This is a genomic window from Salegentibacter maritimus (assembly GCF_016236975.1).
GTDB lineage: Bacteria > Bacteroidota > Bacteroidia > Flavobacteriales > Flavobacteriaceae > Salegentibacter > Salegentibacter maritimus.
This window is the reverse complement of the sequence record NZ_JAEHNY010000017.1, coordinates 36,028-61,265: the sequence shown is the minus strand read 5'-3', so window position 1 is coordinate 61,265 and position 25,238 is coordinate 36,028. Positions and strand designations below refer to the sequence as shown.

Annotated in this window: 15 protein-coding genes and 2 riboswitches; of the genes, 7 read left to right on the top strand and 8 right to left on the bottom strand. The window is 36.2% G+C overall.

The features are described 5' to 3' along the window. Positions 1-374 precede the first annotated feature (374 nt). A complete protein-coding gene (locus I6U50_RS15335; RefSeq protein WP_232805964.1) occupies positions 375-2,225 on the top strand; it encodes a tetratricopeptide repeat-containing sensor histidine kinase in 1,851 nt (616 codons plus the stop codon). Between the two features lie 7 nt (positions 2,226-2,232). Further along, complete coding sequence (locus tag I6U50_RS15330; RefSeq protein ID WP_198639496.1) at positions 2,233-2,898, top strand: response regulator; 666 nt, start codon at positions 2,233-2,235, stop codon at positions 2,896-2,898. 234 nt (positions 2,899-3,132) lie between these two features. Here the strand turns inward: I6U50_RS15330 and I6U50_RS15325 are convergent, their stop codons facing one another. Beyond that, the gene (locus I6U50_RS15325) at positions 3,133-3,864 is read right to left on the bottom strand and encodes a DUF4198 domain-containing protein (protein ID WP_198639495.1); all 732 of its coding nucleotides are present in this window, start codon (positions 3,862-3,864) and stop codon (positions 3,133-3,135) included. Positions 3,865-4,110: 246 nt separating this feature from the next. Between I6U50_RS15325 and I6U50_RS15320 the strand changes: the two genes are divergently transcribed. From I6U50_RS15320 to I6U50_RS15300, 4 genes are all read left to right on the top strand, one after another. Further along, positions 4,111-6,480 (top strand): TonB-dependent receptor, encoded by a 2,370-nt coding sequence (locus tag I6U50_RS15320; protein ID WP_198639494.1) that lies wholly within the window; start codon positions 4,111-4,113, stop codon positions 6,478-6,480. 30 nt (positions 6,481-6,510) lie between these two features. After that, the gene (locus I6U50_RS15315; RefSeq protein ID WP_198639493.1) at positions 6,511-7,749 is read left to right on the top strand and encodes a DUF4374 domain-containing protein; all 1,239 of its coding nucleotides are present in this window, start codon (positions 6,511-6,513) and stop codon (positions 7,747-7,749) included. Between the two features lie 111 nt (positions 7,750-7,860). Then, positions 7,861-8,208 carry a DUF3325 family protein gene (locus I6U50_RS15310; RefSeq protein WP_198639492.1) on the top strand — a complete coding sequence of 116 codons (348 nt, stop codon included), beginning with the start codon at positions 7,861-7,863 and terminating at the stop codon, positions 8,206-8,208. A gap of 277 nt (positions 8,209-8,485) precedes the next feature. Further along, positions 8,486-10,087: a PepSY-associated TM helix domain-containing protein gene (locus I6U50_RS15300; RefSeq protein ID WP_198639490.1), complete on the top strand. Its 1,602-nt coding sequence runs from the start codon at positions 8,486-8,488 to the stop codon at positions 10,085-10,087. Between the two features lie 427 nt (positions 10,088-10,514). Here I6U50_RS15300 and I6U50_RS15295 read toward each other — a convergent pair whose 3' ends face one another. From I6U50_RS15295 to metE, 7 genes are all read right to left on the bottom strand, one after another. Then, a complete protein-coding gene (locus tag I6U50_RS15295) occupies positions 10,515-13,328 on the bottom strand; it encodes a M16 family metallopeptidase (RefSeq protein WP_198639489.1) in 2,814 nt (937 codons plus the stop codon). Positions 13,329-13,425: 97 nt separating this feature from the next. Then, on the bottom strand, positions 13,426-14,766 hold the full coding sequence (locus tag I6U50_RS15290; RefSeq protein ID WP_198639488.1) for a RagB/SusD family nutrient uptake outer membrane protein: 1,341 nt from the start codon (positions 14,764-14,766) through the stop codon (positions 13,426-13,428). A gap of 10 nt (positions 14,767-14,776) precedes the next feature. After that, positions 14,777-18,211: a TonB-dependent receptor gene (locus I6U50_RS15285; protein ID WP_198639487.1), complete on the bottom strand. Its 3,435-nt coding sequence runs from the start codon at positions 18,209-18,211 to the stop codon at positions 14,777-14,779. Between the two features lie 109 nt (positions 18,212-18,320). Beyond that, positions 18,321-19,442, bottom strand: coding sequence for a FecR family protein (locus I6U50_RS15280; protein WP_198639486.1), 1,122 nt, complete (start codon positions 19,440-19,442; stop codon positions 18,321-18,323). 77 nt (positions 19,443-19,519) lie between these two features. Next, positions 19,520-20,056: an RNA polymerase sigma factor gene (locus tag I6U50_RS15275; protein WP_198639485.1), complete on the bottom strand. Its 537-nt coding sequence runs from the start codon at positions 20,054-20,056 to the stop codon at positions 19,520-19,522. Between the two features lie 569 nt (positions 20,057-20,625). Continuing rightward, positions 20,626-20,886 (bottom strand): cysteine-rich CWC family protein, encoded by a 261-nt coding sequence (locus tag I6U50_RS15270; protein WP_193712014.1) that lies wholly within the window; start codon positions 20,884-20,886, stop codon positions 20,626-20,628. A gap of 24 nt (positions 20,887-20,910) precedes the next feature. Next, on the bottom strand, positions 20,911-23,217 hold the full coding sequence (metE, locus tag I6U50_RS15265) for a 5-methyltetrahydropteroyltriglutamate--homocysteine S-methyltransferase (protein WP_198639484.1): 2,307 nt from the start codon (positions 23,215-23,217) through the stop codon (positions 20,911-20,913). A gap of 178 nt (positions 23,218-23,395) precedes the next feature. After that, a riboswitch (cobalamin riboswitch) is annotated at positions 23,396-23,582 on the bottom strand. A 130-nt stretch (positions 23,583-23,712) separates the two neighbouring features. Then, a riboswitch (cobalamin riboswitch) is annotated at positions 23,713-23,915 on the top strand. Positions 23,916-24,024: 109 nt separating this feature from the next. Between metE and I6U50_RS15260 the strand changes: the two genes are divergently transcribed. Further along, complete coding sequence (locus tag I6U50_RS15260) at positions 24,025-25,170, top strand: hypothetical protein (RefSeq protein ID WP_198639483.1); 1,146 nt, start codon at positions 24,025-24,027, stop codon at positions 25,168-25,170. Positions 25,171-25,238: the final 68 nt, after the last annotated feature.

Genomic DNA, 25,238 nt, shown 5'->3' with positions numbered 1-25,238 from the left:
TTAGCAGGGATAGGTCAGTCTCTTTATTCACTGGATAATATTTATCAGCAAAGAAACTTAATTTTTACTTTAGACCCAACTTTTGAGATTGATCCATAAAATATCGATTATCGAGTTAAAAGATTTATCTACTAAAATATAAATGAAAATCACTGCAGCATAATCACAAAAAAAAGATAATGCTTACATAATTAGTAAAGAAATACTTTAAAGCTAAGACACTTAAATAGAGAAGCCCGAAGGTGATTAAATTTTATTTATGTATAATTAAAAGGCCGCTTTAGAGCGGCTTTTTTTATTTTCGCCTTATGAAATTGCCCCCTCTAATCTTTTGTCTCCTGATCCTGGTTTTATCTAGCGCTTGTAGAAATAAAATGCAGGATAAGTTGGATATGGGTATTGAAAATGATTCAGCTTATTATTTTTTTGAACGGGCCATAAATGAAGAGAAAATAAGTGCCAAGATTCAAAATTTAAATCAATCATTATCTAAGCTTCACAATAAAAAGGACAGCCTTTACCCACTGCTTTTAGACTATAAAATATATTATCATAATCGTTTAGAGGATTTTGATAGTGCGCTTTTTTTCGCAGATAGTCTTGAACGCCTGGCAACATTTAGGAAAGATACAAACTGGATTGCACTTGCATTTTACAGAAAAGCAGTTATACATCGCTATTTAGATAATCAGGAAGCAGTTTTTAAAAATGCTTTTGAATCACGTAAACACTACCTTCAAATAGGGGATAGTACAAAAGCGGCACGTAGAAGCCTGGAAATGGCAATAGCCCAAAGCAGGATGCAGGATTATATTGGAAGCCAGGAATCAGCTACCGAAGCTTTGCGATATTTAAATGAAGTCAAAGATCCTCAATACTTAAGCAGCGCTCACAATATTATTGCTATTACCTATAATAATCAGGGCTTTTATGATGATGCAATAAAAGAGTACAAAGAAGCCTTGCGTTACGCCCAGAACTTAGAAGATAGTTTAATTTATCAAAATAATATAGGCCTGGTATATCAGGATCAAAAAAAATATAAAAAAGCAATTTCTGTTTTTGATAAACTCTATAGAAGCGTTTCTAAAGAGGATTACAAATCACGATCAAGGTTTTTGGATAACCTGGCATTTACTAAGTGGTTAAAAAACGGTAATATAGATGTGTCTTCAGAATTAAACCAGGCGCTAAAATGGCGCATTGACCAAAATGATGACACCGGTAAAACATCAAGTTATGAACACTTATCATATTATTATAAAAATCGAAACAAGATAAAAGCACTTAATTATGCTAAAAAGTGGCTAGAAACTGGTAGGAAAAATCACAACCTACAGGCTCAGGTAGAGGCATTAAAGTACTTATTAGGATTGAGCCCCGGCAGTACAAATTATACTTCCCATTATATTGCTCTTTGTGACAGTTTAAATAAAATGAACTTACGTGCTAAAAATACGTTTGCCAAAATAAAATTTGATGAAGAGCGCAAGCAACAGGAGATATCCAGCCTGAAAGCTTCCGCAGCACTACAAACCATAGAAAACCAGAAGATTAAAACCCGGAATTATATTTTGATGTTTGTCGCTATGCTTACCATAGCCTTAGCAATTTTCATTTTTTATTATAACAGACAAAAACATAAAAAGGAGAAAATAATAGAAATCTATAATACTGAAACCAAAATATCAAAAAAGATTCACGACGAACTAGCGAACGACATCTATAATATAATGAGCGGCCTTGAAGCGGTAGTTCCTACAAAAATAATAGATAAGCTGGAAAGTATCTATAGCCGTACCCGGGATATTTCAAGAGAAAATAGTAAGATTGATACAGGATCAGGGTATTTAAAACAATTAGTGGCTTTACTTTCCAATATTTGCCCGGCTAATATCCGTTTGATTATAAGTGGAGAAAATAATATTCCCTGGAGCACTATAAATCGCGAAAAAAAATTAGTGATCTATAGAGTCTTGCAGGAGTTTATGGTAAATATGAAAAAACACAGTAAGGCATCCTTAGTGGCGTTGGTTTTCAATGAAGAAAACCAATATTTAAAAATCCATTATTCTGATAATGGTATAGGCACGGCAAAAGAGGCTATTAAAAATGGAAATGGACTTCAAAATGTGGAAAACCGTATTTTTTCTATAAATGGAACACTTACTTTTGAAACAGAAAAAGGAAAAGGCTTAAAAATTTTAATCGCTATTCCATTATAAGAAAATTATGCTCAAAAAAGTCCTTGTTGCGGAAGATATAGACAGTATTAATCAAGCTGTGGCCATACTTTTAAATGATCTCGGAATAACCAATGTAGCTCATTCACAATATTGCGACCAGGCCTGGCTAATGGCTAAAAAAGAACTGCTTAATAACAATCCATACGATTTGCTTATCTGCGATCTTTCCTTTAAGCAGGACTATAGAGAAGAAAAAATCACCTCTGGGGAGGAACTTATTTCTAAATTAAAAAATGAAAACCCAAACCTAAAAGTGATTGTACATTCTATTGAAGATCATCCGCAAATCGTAAAAAACCTCTGGGCTTCAGGGAATATAGATGCATACGTGTGTAAAGACCGCCATGGAATTAAATATTTAAAACAGGCAATTCTAGCTTTAAATAAGGCGTTAACCTATAATTCACCCTCCATTGAAAAAGCATTATCACAAAACAACCTCATTAGCCTTAATACTTTTGAAATTAGTATTGTTGAATTCCTTTCTAAAGGTTACACTCAGGATAAAATAGAAAAAGTATTGAAAGAAAAAAAGATAAAGCCTAACAGTAAGAGTGCCATAGAAAAACGCTTAAAAGAGTTACGCGACGAGTTTGGTGCAGAGACCAATCCACATCTTGTTGGGATTATGAAAGACCTTAAATTGATTTAAAAGAATATAGTTTAAGTTTTTGGAAAGCAGGAATTACCGCATTGGCATGGACAATAAATTGAGATAAGAAAAGCTTAAATGCATTCAGCCGACAACCACAACTCACAACTTATTATTGTTATTCTAAACATTTTATTCCTTATCCATTAAAACCCTAAAAAGTAGAATTCCATACAACAAAAATCCCTGCACAAGGCAGGGACTTTCAAAACTCAAAACTAAAACACAAGGTAATTACAGGGCAATGGCGTATGTAGCGCAATGCCATATAAAATCATAATCTTTTCCATCGAATGTTCCTGTGATATCTTCATTATGGGTAGTTTCTATGGTATATAGCGTATCATCCCATGGGAGTTTAAAACTCACCTCTCCGTTTTCATCGGTGGTAAGTTTCTTCGACCACTGGTCGCTAATATAAATTATCACTTCCTGTTCTTTTAAGCTTTTCCCTTTAAAAAGAACTTTTAAGTTTACTTCGCTCTTATGGCTTGCAACCTTATTACTTATGTTTAGAATTTCAATACCCTCAAAATTAGTTTTTGCAAGTTTTTCAGGGTTCTTCCCTACTGTAACCCTCGCCTTTGCATGATATTGAGGTTTAAAAATTCCAAAATCATATGCTGTATAATCTAAAACCTGCACATTCTTATTATCTAAAACCAGGGCATAGCTTCCTTCCTCAGAGGGAACAAAAACTGCCTGGTAGAAATCACGCTTCATGCTTATTTTCAATTCCTTTTTCTCTCCACTGGGAGCTATTAACCACAAACTAAAATTTTTAACTGCATTAAAAGCATCATTTCCCGGCTTTTCAATTGCTCCTGAAGTATATTCTCCATATTTGATCTTCACCAGCTGTTCTTTATTTAGTTTACCACTGGCAGCTGTTTCTATCCATAAATAATGAGCTGAAGCTGTGGACTGAACCAGTAGTACAAAGATTAAAATCGTGATTTTTTTCATTTTAATTATTTAGAATGATTATCGATAGTGCAAACATAGGCTAAGCTTTTGAATTAAAAAACTTATTTAGACTTATTTTAAATAAAATCGGAAATTCCCTTTTTCAGTAGAGAAAAATAATTACATTTGCTCCAGTTTAGAACCAGTCTTAATAATTATGTGTTGATTTTAAACAAAAAAAAGAGCCATACAGCGGCAACTGTATGACTCCATGATTACTCTTTAACCTCTTACAATTAAAAAGCAATGCAATATACAACTTTGCGTGGATTTTTTTTGCTATGCCTCTTTATAGGCGGCCACTTATGTGCCCAGGAGCAGCAGCAAATTGAAGGAAAAATAACCGATACCAAGGGAAATCCTCTACTTGGGGTGACCATCTGGATTCCTGAAATTTCCAAAGGGACTACAACAAATCCTCAAGGTTATTTTTCTTTAGCGGTACCTTCCAATAATAGAAATCTCAACCTCAACATCTCATTCGTTGGCTATGTCCCGGAAACACGCATAATTACACCAGCTAATAACTTTTTTGATATCAGTTTAAAAGAATCAGCAACCCAATTGGAAGAAGTAAATCTTACCGCAAAAAGTAAACTTCAACAAATTGAGGCACTGGCGTATAATGTAGATGTAGTAGATGCTAAAAAACTACACCATACTTCATTAGACATTGGGCATGCCCTGGACCGGGTTTCGGGAATACGGGTTCGGGAAAGTGGCGGCGTAGGTTCAAATATGCAACTTTCAATGAACGGTTTTAGGGGAAACCAAGTAAAAGTCTTTATTGACGGAATCCCGATGGAGAATTTTGGTTCTTCTTTTCAATTAAACAATATCCCTATTAACCTGGCTGAACGTATTGAAGTGTACAAAGGTGTGGTTCCTGTTGGTTTAGGAGCCGATGCCCTTGGTGGTGCTATCAATATAGTTACAAAAAGTGATTTTGGAAATCATTTAGATGCCTCTTATTCCTATGGCTCTTTTAACACGCATCGTAGTAACATTAATGCTATATACACGGCAAAATCGGGTTTCACTGCAAGAATAAATGCCTTTCAAAACTATTCTGATAACAACTATGCTGTTAATGTTGATGTAGCCGATTTGGAAACCGGAGAGTATTTCCCAAACCAGGAAGTTAAGCGCTTTAATGATAATTACCACAACGAAACAATAATTGGAAATATAGGTGTTGTAAATACATCTTATGCCGATAAGCTATTACTTGGTTTTACAGTGGGCCAAAACTACAATGAAATTCAAACAGGTGCCAGGCAGGTTAGCGTTTATGGCAATAGGCACAGACAGGGAAATATTCTAATGCCCAGTTTAAAATATCAAAAAAAAGATCTCTTTACCCAAGGCCTGGATGTCACTTTAAATGCGAACTATAATTTCGGAAAAGAAGAAGTGGTAGATACAGTAAACCGACGTTATAATTGGTTTGGGGAGTTTATTGAATATGACAGCCCGGGAGGAGAATTAAATTATACGCATTTAAAATTTCAGAATAATAATGGTATTGCAAATGCTAACCTTAACTATAACATTAATGAAACGCACAAACTGGCCATTAGTAATGTATATACCAGTTTTAACAGAAAGAGGGAAAACCTGCTATCGGAAGAGGAACAAATCTATAATCAACCTCAAAAAACCACTAAAAATGTGGCCGGCCTTGGCTATACCTTTGAGAAAGAAAACTGGAGTATTACCGGTTTTTTAAAGAATTACCATCAGGTTAATACATTTGAAGAAGCTTACAGGCCCGAAGGTTCAGAATACGGCAGCGTTGCATACCGCTTTAAAAAGAATACATTTAATAGTTTAGGTTATGGAGCAGCCGGCACATATTTCCTTACCGATAATTTTCAGATAAAAGCTTCTTTTGAGAAAAGTTTTCGCTTACCGCAGCCTAACGAATTATTTGGAGATGGCGGTATATTGTTACAAGGAAACAGTAGCCTAAAGGCAGAAACAAGTTATAATTATAACCTTGGTGCTCAATATCTATTCAAAATTCAAAAATATCACCAGCTTAATCTAAGCACAAATGGATTTTACCGTGATGCAAAAGATTTTATAAGGCCCAGGCTCAACAAAAATCAGGTTTTTCAGGTAATGGATAACCTTGCAGATGTTAGCAATCTGGGAATAGAAGCCGAAGCTCGTTATTCTTATAAAAATAAATTTTCTGCGGGAGCGAATTTAACCTATCAAAACCTTAGAAACAACACTCAGTTTGAAGATGGTCAAACCCAGGAAAGTATTGTTTACAGAGATAGAATTCCCAACATACCCTACCTGTACGGCAATGCTGATGCCAGCTACACCATAGAGAGCCCTTTTAACTCCAATAACAGTATCAGCTTTGGCTACAATCTGTTATATGTTCATTCTTTCTATTTGTATTGGCCCAGCTTAGGAAGCACAAAGCTGGAAGTACCCGAACAAATTGCGCACGATTTGAGCATGACTTACAGTTTTGGGAAAAAGAACAGCTTTCAGTTTACCCTGGAAGCAAGAAACCTGGCAGATGCCAACTTATACGACAATTTTAGCTTACAGAAACCCGGTAGAAACTTTACCGCCAAAATAAGATATTCATTTTAATCTAATCCTAACACCAAAACAATAATCAATATGAAAAAGTTCAATTTTAATTTTCTCGCCATGCTAAGTTTAGCTCTAATTAGTGTAAGCTGCAGTGAAGACGATCCCGATGTTCCGGGAGAAGGAGAAACCGCTACAGATAAATATATTATTGCAGCCACCCCGGTAGCTTCAGAAGGAGTAGCCGACTATTTACTTACTACAGAAAGTTTTACCGAAGGCACAATAAGCACTCAGGGAAACGGAGTAGAACAAGACGGCACTTACCGTTATTATATTACTGCCAATAATAAGTTTTTTAGCTTGCTCTATGGCCAGGGAAACCCCGGTGCAGTAACCACCTACCAGTTAAATGAAAATGGAGCTTTAGATAAAATATCAGATTTCCAATCGGAAACTGTACATACTTTTACTAATGTAGGAGATGACGTTCTTATGAGCCGGGTTTCCAGAAACAGCGAATCGCCGGTGGCAAGCTGGTACCGATTAGATACCGGCAACAGCCAGTTTGTGGACGAAGGTGAAATTAACACGGCTGCTCTTGCGCCCGAAGGGGAACAGGCATTTTTTACCTGGATGACCCAGGTAGGCGATAAAGTTTTTGCTCCTTTTTATAGTATTAAGGCTTGTTGTAATGATAGGTTTGGAACCAATTACCCAAACCAGGCCTGGATTGCCGTGTATTCTTATCCTGAAATGGAACTGGAAAAAGTTATAAATGACGATAGGACAAGTTCTATTGGCAGGTATTTCACCAATGGGCTTAGTGTAGACGAAACGGGAGATGCCTATGCATTTTCATCATCTCTTGGCTCATCTAATGGAGATATAACCTCTACAAAACCTTCGGCAGTTACCAGGATAAACAGCGGAGAAACCGAATTCGATGAATCTTACCTTTTTGATCTGGAGCAAGCCTCAGGAGGCTACTACGTTACCAATCATATTTATGGCGGAGATGGAGACTTTGTTGTGATGATGAAAAAAGAAAAAGCAGCTTATAGCGTAGGCACGAATTTGGCGATAATCAATGTTTACGATAAAACATTTGAGTGGTTAGATGGAGTCCCTGAGGCAGCAAGCATACAAAATGTAACCAGTAATAACTATGTAGATGCTAATGGAACTGTACACATTGGCATTACCACAACCGAAAGCAGTTATGTTTATAATATTAATGTTGAAACTGCAACTGCTACAAAAGGCTTAGAAGTAAAGGGAGGTAATATAACAGCTATTAGCAAGCTTAGCCCGGTAAAAGCAAATTAGTAAACCAGTTTGAATAAGCCAGAGACATTTCGGCCTTCGGGCCGAAATGCTCACCATACTAATATAGTTTATAACTCATAATTTTATGAGGCCTACTATTAAAATTTAAAGATGATCTCACTCGCCTTTTTAATAACGCTTTTAGGTTTTATCTCCTGTTATCATAGTTCAAAGAGAGCAAAATTCAATGTAAAATATCCTGTGCAACAATGGCTAAAAAATCATCCCAAAAATGCCAATTATCTAGGGATTTTATTAATGGTATTAGGTCTGTGCATTTGTTTTTTACATTTAGGTTGGTTAGTAGGATCTCTTTCTTTTTTAATGATCTTAAGCCTGGCAGCGAGTCTAAGCATACTGCTTATACCTTTAAAAATTCCGTCTCTAAAATTATGGGGCGTTTTAATTGCACTAATCTTACTTACTGAAATTTACCTCTCTTATTATGCCGGCAAATAAAAAATACTTCTCCTCTACGTGGCAACGTCTCTTAAAAATTACGGCTGGTTTTATTGGTGGATTTATCCTCACGCAAAGCTTTTTTATGATTTTCATCCAATTTTTTAAAAATGCCGCATCGCTCATTACCCTACAATTTGCAGGTTTTATAGTATGGGTTGCGTTAATGATAATCGCCTTTTTGACTAAAAATGGCTTTAAAATATGGGGGGTATACCTTCTTTTATCCGCATTTTTCGTTCTGCTTATTTATGTCATTCCCTAAATTTCCTTCAAAATGTCCAATAGAATTTACAATATTCTCTTTCATACCCACACCATTAGCGGTATAATTATAAGTGCACTTTTATATATAATTTTTTTCACCGGTTCTATTGCTTTTTTGCGAGATGAAATAAGTGCCTGGGAGCATAACAAACCTATTGAAGAAAATTACTTTAACACCATTGATTTTGATAGGTCTTTAAAGAAATTAGAAGAAAATAAAAATCTCTATGGAAGAGATATTACCTACTCTCATCGTTATTTTGAGCGAGAAGTAAATGTTTCTATGACGCCTTCCAAAGACTCTAGCCTTACTAATGAAAATAGCGGAAGATTATCTAATTATCTTTTTATGGATATGGATACTTTTGAAAAAAAGGACTATCAGTCTAATTATTCACTTGGTGAATTCTTCTATCGCTTACACTTTTTTGCACAGCTTAACTTTTTTGGAAGGTCTGGTTATTTACTGGCAGGTTTAGTTGCTTTCTTTTTTCTTTTTGCCATAATAACCGGTGTGCTGGTACATTGGAAAAAAATAATCTCCAACTTCTACACATTCCGTCCCATGGCCAAATGGAAAACTATTTGGACTGATGCCCATGTGGCACTGGGAATAATTGGACTTCCCTACCAGTTTATTTTTGCAGTTACCGGTTGCTATTTAATGATTGGATATATGGTAATGCTCCCGCCCGTAGAAAGCTACCTGTTTCCAGATGAACCCGGTGAAATAGCAAACATCCTAAACCTGGAAGAAGAAGTTGACAACATGGAATTCACCTATACACCAATACAAAAAGACTTTTCAATTAATCATTTTGCGGGGAAGATCCTGAAAAAATGGCCCGACCTAAAACTTAGTGAGCTTAAAATTATAAATTATGGCGACGCCAATATGTATGTACAACTAAGCGGTTCTCCCGGTTTTGATGAAAATCTGCTAGACCGGGCCTCCCAAACCTATAGAATAGCAGACGCTAAACTTATCGCCGAAAAATCTATCGACTCCCCAACTTCTTACGCCCAGGGAACTTTTAACCTTTTACGCCGATTGCATTATGGTGATTATGGTGGTTATGGCCTTAAACTAATTTACCTTGTTCTAGGTTTTGTTACTTGTTTTGTAATTCTTTCAGGGGTTTATATATGGCTAGTTGCCAGAAATAAAAAAAGTGTTTCAAAAAGCAAGAGAACCTTCAATAACTGGCTGGTCACTATTTATACCTCTGTTTGCCTAAGTCTATTACCAATAACTGCCATTATTTTTATAGTTATGAAGGTTTTTGGAGAAAGTTATGTTGCAGATACAGGGGGAGTACGAAAGGATCTTATTTACCAGGTGTTTTTTTGGGGATGGTTAATATTAAGCATTTTATTCACCATAAAACGAGACAATCATTTCACTAATAAAACCTGTTTAGTCTTAGGGAGTATCCTCGGTATGCTGGTTCCGATTGCTAATGGTGTAATCACGGGTAATTGGATATGGATTTCCCTTCAAAAAGCTTATACCCAAATTTTTGTAGTTGATGTATTTTGGGTACTACTTTCTTTAACCGCTTTTTTTGCTGTTTTGAGGATATCAAAGAAGACTAAGGCGAGCGCAGCTTAAAGGCAATTACAAATTTACTCTATAATCCTTTATCCCGAGATTATTGAGACTTTCAGGCACGCCTTGAAATCAAAAAACTTTACATTTAATGCTCCATTGGCTTGTCACGAGGTAATTTATTTTTTCACCTTAAATACTTTACTTTTCCATTCAAACCTAAAAAGCTTAGCAGAATAGAATGAACAAATTTTAATGTAATATGCTCTTATTTGTTCCGGCACCACAACTGTATTTTCACACCAGTTTTGTGCAGTGCAGATTACCGGGAAATAAGCGTAAAATGATTTCTAAATTTCTGTTTATTATCAAAGCTTATTCATTGGCTATGTAAGCCGGAATGATTAAAAAGCTTGTAAAAAAGTCATAAAAAAAACCGTTTCTTTTTAACGAAACGGTTTTTCTTGCTAACTCAATCAAATCACTGAAATTACCCAGCTTTCTTTTCCATTTTTTCAGGTAGAAGAATAAATTGAGAATAATTATCTTCTATTAAATATTCTTGGGCAAGCTCCTGAAGCTCCTTTGAGCTTAATTCATCGGCAAAAGAATTAAAGTCTGGAATTTTAGAAGGGTCCAGGTTGTATTTATAAGCTTCTTTTAGCTTCATAGACCAATAACTATTATAGTCCAGGCCTTCTTTTCCCCTTAAGCGTAAAGCTTCTTTTACCTTATTTAAATCTTCCTGGGTCACCCCTTCTTTTCTAATTTTATCTAATTCTACGTGTACGGCCTTTATAAGGTCCTCAACATCATCTGGAGCAGTGGTAAAGTCAATGCTTTGGCGGTACCATTTGTAAGGTATATCTGTAGCAAATGAAGCTACTCTCACACCATAAACCCCTCCTCTATTTTCTCTTAATTCTTCATATAACCTAAGCCTTATAACGTGTGTCAGTGCACTTAATAAATCTCTTTTTCTTGTAGAAAAATCAAATTTACCTGTATACCTAAGATGCACTTCAGCTTTATCTTCCTGTCCTTTATAAAAGGTTTCGTTATTCCCCTGGGTATAGCGCAATTTAATGTCTTTGCTCTTTTGCTTTATATTCTTTGAAGGTAAACTAGCAATATAAGTTTCAACATAAGGCTTTATAGAATCCAGTTCAAAATTCCCTAAAATAAAGAAGGTAAAGCCTTTGGCAGAAGCAAAGCGTTCTTTATAAAAATCAAAAGCTTTATCTAAATTCAATCCATCTTTAATTTGTTTCGATTCTACCGGAACAGCCCTAAGATGGTTATCGCTCATTTCAATAGCGATTTTCTTACGGAAATAGCTATAAGGGGTGATTTCGTTATTTTTATAGGCTGAAACCCTTCTGTCTTTAAAAACTGAAAAGGCAGCTTCGTCTTTATTAGGATTGGTAAAAGAAAGATGTATCATTTTTAACATCGTTTCTAAATCTTTAGTAGAGCTCTCTCCAGAGATGAGTTCTTCATAAAAGTTTATATAATTTTTAACTGAAACTGTCTTTCCCATATTCAGTTTTCTCAATCCGCTTTCAGAAATATTATTTAAACCGCTTTTATTGATTATACCTGCTGCAAAACGTGCAGATATATAGTCTTCATCGGGAGCTAAAGAACTACCGCCGGGACGAACAGCACTAATGCTTATAACATCATTCTGTAACTTTGTAGGTTTCAAAACTACTGTTACCCCGTTTGATAATTCCCATTCGGTAACATTAATATCTTTATTGTAAGAAGTACTTTTAACCTTTCCCGGTTTTGGTTCCCAGGACATTAATTCATCTACTTTTAAATCGTCTTCATAGGGTTCTAATTTCAAATCTTTTACAGATTCAAACCACTGTACCAAAGTTTCCTCTCCCGGAAGTTTTAAATCATCTTTTTCCGGCCCTGCTAGGATTAAGCTTATATTCTCATCGCCTATCCATTTCTCACTTAAGGCATTTACTTCTTCCAGGCTAATTGTAGGAAGCTGGTCTTTGTAAAAATTGTAGGTAAATTCACTACCCGGAATTGGATCACCTTCTATAAAATGATCTACATAATCTTCAACATAACTACGAGAATTGATTTTTCCTTCTTCCTTTCTAACCAGGTTTGCACGATTAAGAAGTTGTTTTTTATAGCGATCTAATTCACTTTGGTTAAAGCCATAACGTTTAGCTCGTTCACTTTCTTTAAGCGTAGCAATAATACCTTCTTTAATCTGGTCTTCTTTAAGGGTAGCACTTACAAAATATGAATTCTTATCGGCTAGAAAATTCCCCATTCCTCCTTTAATTTCAATAACAGGAGCTCTTCCTTCTTCCCTGGCCTCTTCCATTCGCAGGTTTAACATACCGGTATACAACCTACCCACTAAGGTTTTGCGGTAATCTTCTAAAGTTTCGGTGTTGTTTTTCTGTTTTTTATAATAAGCAAAAAACTTAAGAGATGATACCTCGGGATCTGTAAAAATACCGGCCTTTAATTCCTTATTATCAGGTATACCATATTGGGTTCGTGGCTTAGGACTGGTTGGGTTCTTCAAGTCCCCAAAATTTTGTATTATTTTTTGTTTGGTTTCTTCTACATCAATATCCCCAACTACCATTAAAGCCATTAGATCTGGTCTATACCAATCTCTATAAAATTTTCTAAGCTCTTCGTAATCAGCATTAAGAATAACGTCTAATTTTCCAATAGGAAGCCTTTCGGCGTGCCGGGCATTATTTGTAATTAAAGGTATATAACTGTTAAAAAGTCGGCGTGAACCTATAAGTCCGCTTCTCAATTCTTCTGCAATCACGCCACGTTCCTCATCTATGTCTTTTTCTGCCAGGGTTATACCATCACTCCAGTCTCTTAAGATCTCAATACCTTTATCATAAACCTCTTCATCATCTGTTGGCAGTGTTAGCTTATAAACGGTCTCATCAAAACTGGTGTGCGCATTAAGGTCGGCACCAAATAGTACTCCCAGATTTTCCAGGTAGTCAATAAGTTCATTTTTTTCAAAATTACGGGTTCCATTAAATGCCATGTGCTCAAGAAAGTGGGCAAGACCTTGTTGTTCTTCGGTTTCCAGTAAGGAACCTGCATTTATAACCAGGCGTAATTCTGCTTTGTTCTCTGTTTTGGGATTATGTTTAATATAGTAAGTTAAACCGTTATCAAGCTTTCCAGTAGTTATAGAAGGATCTATAGGAACCTTTTTAGTTAGGTCCTGGGCAACTAGATTGGTTAGGGCACAAAAAAGCAGTATCCCCGTAAGGAATTTTAATTTACTCATATAGTTTATCTTTAAAAAATGATTTTTATAAACACCCAAAAAGCAGATTTACACCTTTGATTTAGAGTCTTTTTTTTACTTTTTGGGCATTGTATTATTAATAACCAGGATTCTGGTCTGAAAGGTTTAATTCTGAATTTCCAAAAATTTCATCTTCCGGTATTGGTAAAATGAATTGGTTTTTATTTGTTACTTCCGGCTTTAGCTCCATAATTTTATTAAATCTAATCGCAGCAAACCATTCGGTACCATTTTCAAAAGCAAGTTCTTTCACATATTCCTGAAAGATCTCTTCTTTTACAGCCTCGATAGTAGTTGCTTCAGAAGGTGCCAAACCTGCTCTTAAACGAATTGCATTAAGTGGTTCCTGAATATCTTCAAGCGCAGCATTTTCAAATGCCAGGGCTTCAGCTTCAATTAAGTACATTTGAGCCAATCTAAGAAAGTAAGTAGGCCTAAAAGTTTCCTCATTATTTACCTTCAGAATTTTAAGCCCATCATAGGTAAACTCCTGCCTGGGGTCTCCATCCATCATTTCAGGATACCAGCTGTTACCGGTTTTTCCTGAATAAAATCGCTTTCGGTTATTGTCTTCAGTGTCTGAATCTGGACTTCTATGGGTAAGAAGAATAATTTCAGAAGAATTTAATCCATTATTAAACACTGTAGGAAAATCTGGCTCCAATTGCCTAACCTGGCTTTCTATAACCTCGTTTGCCATACTGGCTGCACCACTATAGTTCCCCATGAACAAAAGCACACGAGCTTTTAATGCCTTAGCCGCAGTTTTCGAAGCTCTATGGTTTACCGAAAAATCTGGAGCATTAGCGATGGCATAATCTAAATCTGACAATATCTGCTCGTAGGTAGCGGCCACGCTGCTTCTAGCTTTATTACGGGTAACAAAGTTTACCGGTTCTGTACGAATAATAATTCCATATTCACTATCTAAATCGTAGAACTCACCGAAATACCTTAATAAATCAAAGCTACTCATTGCCCTTAAAAAATGAGCTTCGCCAATAATTTCAGACTTGGTATTCCCCGAAAATTCTTCATCGGGCAATTCTTCTACAAGAGCTATGGTATTATTAGCTGCATCCAGTACTTTGTACTTAATTTGCCAGAAACTTTTTAATTCACTATTGTCAAAAAGAACGCTGTTGGTCACAAAAGCTGAATTTCCGTCACCAAAACCAATGTAGCTCATAGATCCGCTAAGGCCAGCGGGAACTAATTCTGAGTACATATAATAATGCGCACTTGAGAAAGAAATTATCGTACTGTAAACACCACTCAATAGTGCTTTTGCGTCATTTTCATTTTTCACTACATTCTCGGGAACCAAATTATTTGGTGGGTCCTGATCTAAGACATCGGTTAGTTCACAGGATGCCATTAGGAATATTGATAATATAGGTATTATTATTTTTTTCATCATATAGTTTTTAAAATCCAATTTTCACTCCTGCCGTAAATACTCTAGATATAGGATACCTGTTATTGTCTCTTCCTGCACTTATATCGTTATTATACAAGTTAGAAGCTTCAGGATCTGCACCAGGGTAGTTGGTAAAGGTTAACAAGTTTTGTCCGGTAACGTATATAGTAGCACTATTTACAAACCCAAACTTGTTCAAAGCTTCCTTAGAAAACACATATTGAAGGTTTACGGTTTTTAAACGTAGGAAAGAAGCATCATATACATAATAGCTTGAAATACGATCGTTATTATTTGGATCTCCATAAACTGCCCTTGGCTGGTTGGTTGGGTTTTCTGGGGTCCAGGCATTAAGCACTTCAGTAGTCTTATTTTCACCAAAATATGAATTGGCAAAATTTATAGACCTTGCCTGGTTAAACCAATGTAAATCATTCCCTACTGAAAAATTGAACAAGGTAGTTAGTGAGAAGCCTTTATAGCTAAAGGTATTGGTAAACCCTCCAAAGAAATCGGGTTGGGTATCACCAATAACCTCCTGGTCCTGGGCATTCACCACTCCATCATTGTTAAGATCTGCAAATCGAAGGTCACCTGGAGACGTCCCGGCCTCTTGGTAAATTCCGGTGGGAGAATTAGCATTTAGCCCATCAATCTCGCTTTGTTCCTGAAAAATACCTTCTGACACATAACCGTAGATAAGTCCTATTGGGCTTCCTTCCCTAAGTAAACCTCCACCGCCAAAGCCAGATACAAAACCATCTTCATCTTTAAAGTCATCAGAAATTTCGGTTAATTTATTTCTGTTTTTATTGGCATTTAAGCCAAGGCGCCAGTTGAAGTCATCTGATCTAATTATATCGGCATTTATTTCAAACTCAACACCCTTGTTACTGGTATTACCTACATTGGCCTGTACAGAAGAAAAACCTGTACTACCCGGACTAATGGCTGTAAAAATAGCATCCTCGGTATTCTTTTCATAATAACCAATAGTACCGCTAAGCCTATCATCAAAAAGGGAGTAATCAACCCCAAGGTCAAATTGTTTACTGCGTTCCCATTTTAAGCGATCATTTCCTAACTGGTTAAGTACAATAGCGGGCATATCTCCATAATCATCTGTTGCATAAAGCGTTCTCCACTGGTAAGGAGAAAAGTCCTGTTGTCCCGTAACACCCCAACTAGTCCTTAACTTAAGCTCATTAACTGTATTAGAGTTTTTAAGGAAAGCTTCTTCTGAAAGTCTCCATCCCACTGCAGCCGCAGGGAAAAAAGCGTGGGTATTTTCTTTGGCAAATTTGGAAGAACCATCTACCCTGGCCGATAAGCTTAGTAAATATCTGGAATCAAAATTATAATTGAATCTTCCAAAATAAGACTCCAAACCATAAGCCGTTTTATTAGAGGAAGCGTCCCTACTTACTGTAGCGCTAGAGATGTTGGTAAGCACATCGTTAAAATAACCGGTTCCCCAGCCTTTAAGCAAAGAAGTTTTATTTTGCTCAAATGAAGCACCAATTACTGTATTTATTTGGTGAACTTCATGAAAGACTTTATCATATCTTAATGTATTTTCCCACATAAGGTTAGAAAACTTACTGGAGCTCTGTTGGGCATATCCATCGCCTTCTCCTGTAAAACTACTCCACCCACCTCTAAAGGTGAATTTTGGATAGAAACTTGCTTGCGAACCATCGTTGTAGTTTAATGCAATAAGGGATTTTGCAGTTAAACCATCGGTAATTTCCAATTCTGCAAATAAAGAAGTAAGCAGTAATAGGGTTTGGTTATTATTGGTAGCCTGGGCTAAAGCTGCCGGGCTTTCACTTGCATAACCACTGGAAAAAGAATAATTTCCATCAGTATCAAAAATTGGCAAATCTGGTCTAAAGGTGTACATTCTATCAATTAATGACCTATCAAGCGCATCCTGGTTTGTATATGAAATACTGGACTGAACTCCAATATTCAATGCATTGTTAACTTTAGTATCCAGATTAAGCTTAAACGAATATCTATCGAAGTTTGATCCTTCAAAAGCCCCTTCCTGTGTATTAGCTCCTATTGCTGAAAAATATCGGGTATTTTCACTACCACCCTGCACACTTAAATTAAAATTCGAGATTACCGAACTAGAAGGAGAAAGTACTTCTTCCCAATTGGTATTGGCATTTCCAAAATAAGAACCATCTAAAACATTTCTAGTGTAAGAATTATCTAAGATACCGTTTTCTACTGCGGTAGTAGTAATTGCTTTAAATTGTTCAGCATTTAAAACATCAAGGGTTTTGGCTTCCTGCGAGCTTAAAGAATAATCTATATTAAATCGGGGAGCCTGGGAAAAATTCCCTGATTTGGTTTCAATTATTATTACCCCATTGGCTGCACGAGAACCGTAAATGGCCCCGGCAGATGCATCTTTTAATACAGTAATAGAAGCAATATCGTTCGCATTAATATTTCCAATAGGTGTATTTAGGCCTTGCGCCTCCAGCACACCCCCCAGTCCCTGGCCTTCTCTACCACCTACCGGGATATTACTATTAGGAACCACCGGAATACCATCAATTACGTAAAGCGGTTGATTTGAGCCCTGTAAAGAAGTTGTTCCCCTAATTCTAATTCTGGCAGGTGCCCCGGGTTGCCCGGTAGCTCCAGAAACATAAACTCCGGGAATTTGACCTTGCAAAGCATGGTCTAGATTTATGTTGGGAGATTGCATTCGGATATTCTCCATATTTACCGTACTCACCGCACCGGTTAAATTCTGTCGTTCTGTAGTACCATATCCTACTACAACCACTTCATTAAGATTACCAAGATCTGCTTGTAGGGTTATTTCATAGAAATTCTTATCGGTTATCTCAACTTCTTTACTTTTATAACCTACAAAAGAAATATTTAAAACAGCCTCATTTGGTACTGCCAGGCTAAATTCACCGTCAAAATTAGCGGTAGTACCGCGGTTCATACCCTTAACAGTAATTGTAGCGCCCAATAGCGGAACTCCCTTTTCATCTAAAACCTTTCCGCTAATTTCCCTTTGTTGCGATTGGGGCTCCCGGGAGCTAGACTTTAACGGAATATCTTTTTTGGTTAGAATTATTTGCTCCTTTAAAATTTCGAAATTAATAGCTGTATTCTTGAACAGCATCTCCAGAACGGTTTCAACTTCTTGATTTGAAACATCTAAGGAAACTTTTCGCTCTAAATCAATTATAGAGTTTTCATAAAAGATATTATAAGAAGTCTTTGCTTCTATCTCTTCAAACACCTGTGCCAGAGAGACTTTTTCCAGATGTATTGAAACTTTTTCCTGCCCATAAGTATTGGCATTAATTGGGAAAAGAGAAAGCATGAAAAATAAAAAGGAAAGTTTAAGCGATAACCTTTTACACTTTGGTTCGGTAGCTCCGAACAAAGCTAATATTTTTTTCATAATTTTGTTTTTAGTTTAAGAATTGAGGAAATTTTTAAATAATTTGTATTTTAAATCGGGAAATGTTCCAGCATTTTCCGATTTTCTCTTTTTGTAGCCTTATGTCATATTAATTATTTTTTGGATTAATGGTAATTTTATCGTTGTTTATACTAAAATTGAAGGAGGCGGCTCTCTGAAAGGTTTTAAAAACTTCTTCTATAGACTCATTTCTAAAACGCCCGGTAAAGCTTTGCTGTAATAGATCTTTATTTTTACAATCTATACTAACATTGTAGTGTCTTTCAAGTTTACGTTGAATTGTGCTAAACTTTTCGTTTCTAAAAAGCATAATTCCTTTAGTCCATGCGATATGATCGGCAGCATTGGTATTAACACTGTGCAAAGAATTCTTCGATTTTTGAAATACAGCCATTTCATTAGGCTTAAGCACACTTGTATGCTGTAATCCCTCTGTAGAAACCTGCACTGAACCTTCCAGCAATGCAATATTCTCATCCTTATCGCCAGGATAAGCCGAAACATTAAACTTTGTCCCTAAAACCTGTGTTCTGGTATGATTTGAATTTACTATAAATGGTTCGTCAGGGTTTGAGACCACTTCAAAATACGCTTCCCCCTCAAGGTAAACCTCACGGCCTTTCCCTTTTAGAAAAGTTTTTGGATACTTTAAAGAAGACCCCGCATTAATTATAGTCGTGGAACCATCAGATAAAACCAATGTTACCGATTTTCCAAAAGGCACACGTATGGTATTAAATTCCAACTTTTCATTTGAAGGCTTGCTTTTTGGTGTATACAACAATTTCCCCTTTTTATAAGTAAAATCTGAATGTTCTACCAGGTCTTCTTGTGAATCTAATGTTCTTATACTCCCATCTTCCAACTCAATGGTTATTTCAGGACTATTTTGCGTATCAGCGGGCAGGTTAAAAAACCAGATTGACACGCCAAGTATTCCAATAAAGATGGCTGCATATTTTAAAAATGCAGTCAATTTAAAACGTGACTGTTTTTCAACACTCACCTGTTTCATAATCTCCTTCAGAACCAATTCCCTTTTTTCACGGGGTAAATCATTAGGCTTAGGGTTATTCCATTCATCCAGCAAAAAAGCCTCAAGCTCTTCAAAAGAATCCTTTTCGAAGTAATTCTTCAAAACATTGATTTCATGACGAGTACAATTACCCTCAAAGAATTTTTCTAATAAAACGTGAATATTTTGAGACATTGGTTACAAGTGTTTCTATAAGGTTTACGATGCCCAACTAGAAAATCACTAGTTCCAAATGTTAAAATTTTAAGTTTTTATAGTATTGGAAAGAAAAAGCTAAACAGCCTACTATTCTTTTTTAAAAACTTCATGGCTGTTGAAAAGTGGCTGGAAACGGTATGTTTAGAAATACCTAACTTAGAAGCAACTTCATTATAAGTATATCCCTGAAATTTAATTAATTTAAAAATTTCTTGCTGTCGTTTAGGGAGTTGCTCTAATAAGCCATTCAATTTTTTTAGCTGATTATTTTCACTAGAAGTTGTAGGGTTCCCGGCTTGCTCCTGGTGTAATTTGTATTCCCTCAATAGCTTTTCTTCGTTTACTTTTTTTCGAAAATAGTCAAAAGCAACATTCTTGGTAATAACATACAACTGCTGATCTAAAGGGAGTTCCAAATTAATGCTACTACGGTTTTTCCATATTTTTAAAAAGGAGTCCTGCACCAGGTCCAGGGCAACACTTTCATTTTTCACAAACTTTATGGCAACGGCATATACTTTAGAAAAATACAGGTTGTAAATTTCCTCTAATGCTTTTGAATCTCCGTCCTTCAGTTTTTTTTGCAGCATTTTTAAACCTTTTACGCCAGGTATAGGCACTCATAATGTTTGCAATAGTTAACAAAATGCTAATATACTATTTCCAAAGTTTTATTTTATTTTTCTAAAACCTATAAATTGAGGAAAATTTATATGCCTTATAAATAGTTTTATAGAACCTATTTATATTTTCTTTAAAAAAGACCCTGCTAACAATGCGTAAACCCACTTAAGTAAAAAAGTCATGAAAAGAACAAGAGATGTAAACTGGAAAGAATCATTTTTTTTTATTTGAACAAATTTTACTCATTTTAATCAACAGCTATTAATATCGGCTAAAGTGGGTTGTAAGTAACCGGTTAAAATTTCCGGACTGAAAAATAAACCTGGCAGATTGAGATATCAGGATATAAAAAGACTGCCTGAAAAGCCTTAAAAATTCACCTTGAGCTTTTTAAACTGAAATAAATCCAGTTTGGTGAAAATTAACCTTTCAGACAGCCTTAATTTGTTATTGTTAACCAAATATACTTTTTCAGTTAACTACCTCGGGGTGTTACACCCTTTGGCAGTGTCAATAAAATTCCAACTAAGCCTCTTCAGCCGCCTTTATTATTTTTTGGCGGCCTATAAAATACACCCAGAATAGCCTTTAATTTTTCCTGTAAATTTTGGTTGCGATACTCTGTTTTTAAAGCCTTCATACATTTAGCGCAAAGGCAACTTTCATAAAGCTTATGTATGTATTCCAGTTCTTCATTATCCAGTACCACTTGAGAGCATTGGCAAAGTTCTATAGAGCCAACTTTACATTCAAAGGCTGTTTTACATCTTGGGCAGTATTTTTCTTCGTGCTTCATGGGTATTTATAAAAAAAGTTGGTTTTAATTCTCCACCAAAGCAGTTCTTACCATTTTTGCGGCGCTAACCATTGCTTTTAATGCAGCTTCAGTTTCTTCCCATTTCCTGGTTTTTAAACCACAATCTGGATTTACCCAAAGTTGTTCTGCAGGGATTACTTTTTCGGCTTTTTTTAGCAAAGTAAGCATTTCTTCGGCGGCAGGAACCCTGGGGGAATGTATATCATAAACCCCCGGACCAATTTCATTGGGATACTCAAAATCAGAAAAAATTTCCAGCAACTCCATTTGCGATCGGGAGCACTCAATGGTAATCACATCTGCATCCATATTTGCTATACTCTCCATAATATCATTAAACTCAGAATAGCACATGTGTGTATGAATTTGAGTAGAATCTTTTACCCCTGCCGATGCTAATTTAAAACAAGTAACCGCCCAATCTAAATATTCTTTCCAGCCGGATATCCGTAGCGGTAATCCTTCTCTAATGGCAGGTTCGTCAATTTGAATTATTTGAATCCCGGCCTGCTCTAAATCTTTTACTTCTTCACGAATAGCCAAAGCTATTTGTTTACAAGTGGCAGATCTTGGTTGATCGTCTCTAACAAAAGACCATTGCAAGATTGTTACAGGCCCCGTCAACATTCCTTTAACCCATTTATCGGTTAAAGATTGCGCATATTGAGACCAATAAACCGTCATGGCTTCTGGCCTGGAGACATCTCCATATATAATAGGAGGCTTAACACATCGGCTACCGTAACTTTGTACCCAGGCTTTTTTGGTAAACAGAAAACCATCTAATTGCTCTCCAAAATATTCTACCATGTCATTACGCTCATATTCTCCATGTACAAGAACATCTAAACCTATTTCTTCCTGCCATTTTATGGCATTTTGGGTTTCTTTTTTTAGTAAACTATCATATGTTTCTGCTGATAATTTTCCTTTTTTAAATTGAGCCCTCCAACTCCTCACTTCTTTGGTTTGCGGAAACGAACCAATGGTGGTAGTAGCGAACAAAGGCAAATCCAGTACTCTCTGCTGCTCAATCTTTCTTATGCTGAAGGAGTTGGATCTTTGTGAGTCTTTTTCTGAAATTTGACTCACCGCATCTTTCACCTTTTTGTTGTGAATTACCTCTGAAGTTTTTCTACTCTTAACAGCATCTAAATTCTCTTTAAACTCCTTTAAAAGGGGCGCTTCAGTACTACCGGTAGCCAAAGCCCGAAGAGTTTTTAATTCTCTTACTTTTTGCCGGGCAAAGGCCATCCAGTTCTTAATTCCAGGGTTTATTTCAGTCTCCAAATCAAGATCGTATGGAACATGTAACAACGAACAGGAAGGAGCCAGTAGCAATCTATCAGAACCTATTTTATCCTGTGCCTTTTGAATAAGATGAAGGGAATTTTCAAAATCATTTTTCCAAATATTACGTCCATCTACTATCCCGAGCGATAAATTTAAGCTAGCAGGAATTTCTTCAAGCACCCTGTCTAATTGTGATGGGCATCGCACCAAATCCAGGTGTAACACATCTACCGGAAGCTTTAGAGCCAGGGCAAGATTGTCTTTAAGGCCTTCAAAATAAGTGCTGAGAACAAATCTAAGTTTAGGGAATTTTTTTCTAAGCTCATTATATACAAAAGAGTAGGCATCCCTGGCTTTCTCATCTAGGTCTAAAGCTAGAAAAGGCTCGTCAAACTGAATCCATTGTGCTCCTTCTTCCTGTAATTGAGTTAAAAGCTCCTGGTAAACCGGCAATAATTTTTCTGCAAGGTCTATTTTATCAAAACCTCCCTCTTTTTCTTTTCCCAAAAGAAGGTATGTAACCAGTCCAATAATTACAGGTTTAGGATGAATCCCAGCTTCCTTTGCTTCTTTAAATTCATTAAGAATCTTATTGGAGTTAAGCTTAAAGTGCTGATTTTTGGAAAATTCAGGAACGATATAATGATAATTGGTATCAAACCATTTGGTCATTTCCATGGCGGTAATATCTAAGCCATCTTTTTGATAGCCTCTGGCCATCGCAAAATATAAATCAAGATTGGTTAAGTCACTTCTACTTTCAATCTCCCTATAACGTTCAGGAATAGCTCCTACGGTAAGGCTCATATCCAAAACCTGGTCATAATAAGAAAAATCGTTACAGGGAATTAGATCAATTCCTTCGTCTTTTTGAAGCTTCCAGTTTTCATGGCGGCTTTTTTTTCCTACCTGAAGAAGATCCTGAAGTTCACTTTTGCCTGACCAATATTGCTCGCAGGCTTTTTTGAGTTCTCTGTTGCTACCAATTCGCGGATAGCCAAGAATGTGCGTTTGCATTTCTAACTTTTAATAATTAAACAATTTGTTTTAAAAGTCTTTATAAATGCTTCGTAATGCCAGGCGATAAGAAAAAAAAGGAGAAAGAAGATACACCCAAAAAGACATACTTCTCCTGTAAAATAAAAAGTATTATAACGGGTACATCTCTAAGACCTAAGCTTCAAACCGCGAAAGCATTGTCCAATCAGAATAGGCAGGTCTCCTGACTTGTAACGGCTGCTGTCATCCTTCCCGCGTTATGCAGTGGATAATTCTTTGGACAGTAGCTTTATTATGTTACTTACAGTTGCGCGACAGTTCGTGATTCTCACACGATTCCCTATTAATCTACCTTAAGTAAAACCTTTTCTGTTTGATGAAGTATGCTAAAGAACTTATGCGGGATAAAACTAGGGATTATTTATTTAATTTCAAGACTTTCATTGAGCTTATAACTAAAAAGAAGTAAAGATAAATTCAGTTTTTAAGATTCTCAAACCAGAAATTTAACTTAATATTGCCGGGATTTTCGGTTACAATGCTTTTAAGGTATTGTATTAAAAGGGAATCAGGTGTAAATCCTGAACAGTTCCCGCTGCTGTAAATCCTTTCCTTAATTTTTAGGAAAATCTTTTTATTGATACCACTGTCTTTTGGGATGGGAAGGTTTAAAAAGAGGGAGAAGTCAGAAAACCTGCCGGAAACATAAGGAACAAAGCTTTCGGGAGTTATTGCTTTGGGTAGGTCTTCTATTCTAACTATATCCCCTGCTGTTTTGTTTTGTAAAATAAGTTAATTCCAATTATTAACCTTTATACAAATCAAATGCAACAAAAATCATTTTTTAAATCATTAATCCTTATTGGAGGTATTTTACTTTTTTCATCTTGTAGCAAAGATGACGGCCCAGGTATAATTCCTATGGAGTTTTCGGATCTAAATTACCAGAAAGATTACGAATTAACCCTGGGAGATACTTTATCTATTAATCCTGAAATTCTAAATTTACCGGAAGGGACAGGTTTTAGCTGGAAACTAGGTGATGATAAAGTTTCTGAAGCTCAAAACCTTCATTACGCCCCCAAACAATTTGGCACATTTGCACTACAATTTAAAGCATTGGCGAATAACGACTCTCTGCTGCGCTCTTATGAAGTTACCGTAAATGATCCTTATCAGCTTTATTTCCGCCCAAAAACAGAAAACAGCAGTAAATATATTTCTGAAATTATTGAATATAAACCTGCACCCGGCCAATATATTAATAAAACCTACGGTTCTTTGGAAAGCGCAGAAAAATTAGTGGGTGGAAAATCGGCCATTCTATCTTTAGGAGCATGGGGAGGCTACGTAACGTTCACTTTTGATCATACCATTGAAAATAGAGAAGATGCTAAAGACTTTGTAGTTTATGGTAATGCAATGGGCGGACTTTCTGAACCCGGTATTGTAAAGGTTTCTTTTGATGAGAATGGTAATGGCTTACCAGATGACACCTGGTATGAACTAGCAGGAAGTGCACATCAAAAAGAAGAAACTATATTGAATTATCAATTAACCTACACCAATCCAAAAGAGTACGCCAATGTACCCTGGGAAGATAACCAGAAAAACCAGGACAGTGTAATGGTTAATCCCTACCACTCCCAGAATTACTATCCACTCTTTATTGAAGAAAAGGATAAAATGAGTTTTAACGGAACCCGGGTTTACCCTAAGGTGAGCCTGGAAGGATTTGCCTCTATAGATGCACTTGAATGGGGGTATGTAGACAATTTTGATGCTGATTATAATACTTATGCCGGAAACGCCATGGATTTGGATTGGGCAGTAGATGATAATATGAACCCCGTAGCATTAAGAGGTGTAGATTTTATAAGCATCTACACAGGGGCGCAGGGAAATGTTGGTTGGCTTGGTGAGATATCAACGGAAATCAAAGGAGCTTCAGATCTATCTATGACCGAGTAAAGCCCCTAATAATATCCTTTATTTATCCTTATATAAGAACTTCACTATTTTTCCAGCTCCAAATAGTA

Excerpts from the sequence above, each read along its gene's own strand:
- I6U50_RS15320 (WP_198639494.1), top strand. The coding sequence starts at position 4,111 with ATGCAATATACAACTTTGCGTGGATTTTTTTTGCTATGCCTCTTTATA.
- I6U50_RS15285 (WP_198639487.1), bottom strand. The coding sequence starts at position 18,211 with ATGAAAAAAATATTAGCTTTGTTCGGAGCTACCGAACCAAAGTGTAAA.
- I6U50_RS15300 (WP_198639490.1), top strand. The coding sequence starts at position 8,486 with ATGTCCAATAGAATTTACAATATTCTCTTTCATACCCACACCATTAGC.
- I6U50_RS15325 (WP_198639495.1), bottom strand. The coding sequence starts at position 3,864 with ATGAAAAAAATCACGATTTTAATCTTTGTACTACTGGTTCAGTCCACA.
- I6U50_RS15280 (WP_198639486.1), bottom strand. The coding sequence starts at position 19,442 with ATGTCTCAAAATATTCACGTTTTATTAGAAAAATTCTTTGAGGGTAAT.
- I6U50_RS15260 (WP_198639483.1), top strand. The coding sequence starts at position 24,025 with ATGCAACAAAAATCATTTTTTAAATCATTAATCCTTATTGGAGGTATT.
- I6U50_RS15270 (WP_193712014.1), bottom strand. The coding sequence starts at position 20,886 with ATGAAGCACGAAGAAAAATACTGCCCAAGATGTAAAACAGCCTTTGAA.
- I6U50_RS15335 (WP_232805964.1), top strand. The coding sequence starts at position 375 with ATGCAGGATAAGTTGGATATGGGTATTGAAAATGATTCAGCTTATTAT.
- I6U50_RS15315 (WP_198639493.1), top strand. The coding sequence starts at position 6,511 with ATGAAAAAGTTCAATTTTAATTTTCTCGCCATGCTAAGTTTAGCTCTA.
- I6U50_RS15330 (WP_198639496.1), top strand. The coding sequence starts at position 2,233 with ATGCTCAAAAAAGTCCTTGTTGCGGAAGATATAGACAGTATTAATCAA.
- I6U50_RS15295 (WP_198639489.1), bottom strand. The coding sequence starts at position 13,328 with ATGAGTAAATTAAAATTCCTTACGGGGATACTGCTTTTTTGTGCCCTA.
- I6U50_RS15310 (WP_198639492.1), top strand. The coding sequence starts at position 7,861 with ATGATCTCACTCGCCTTTTTAATAACGCTTTTAGGTTTTATCTCCTGT.
- I6U50_RS15290 (WP_198639488.1), bottom strand. The coding sequence starts at position 14,766 with ATGAAAAAAATAATAATACCTATATTATCAATATTCCTAATGGCATCC.
- metE (WP_198639484.1), bottom strand. The coding sequence starts at position 23,217 with ATGCAAACGCACATTCTTGGCTATCCGCGAATTGGTAGCAACAGAGAA.
- I6U50_RS15275 (WP_198639485.1), bottom strand. The coding sequence starts at position 20,056 with ATGCTGCAAAAAAAACTGAAGGACGGAGATTCAAAAGCATTAGAGGAA.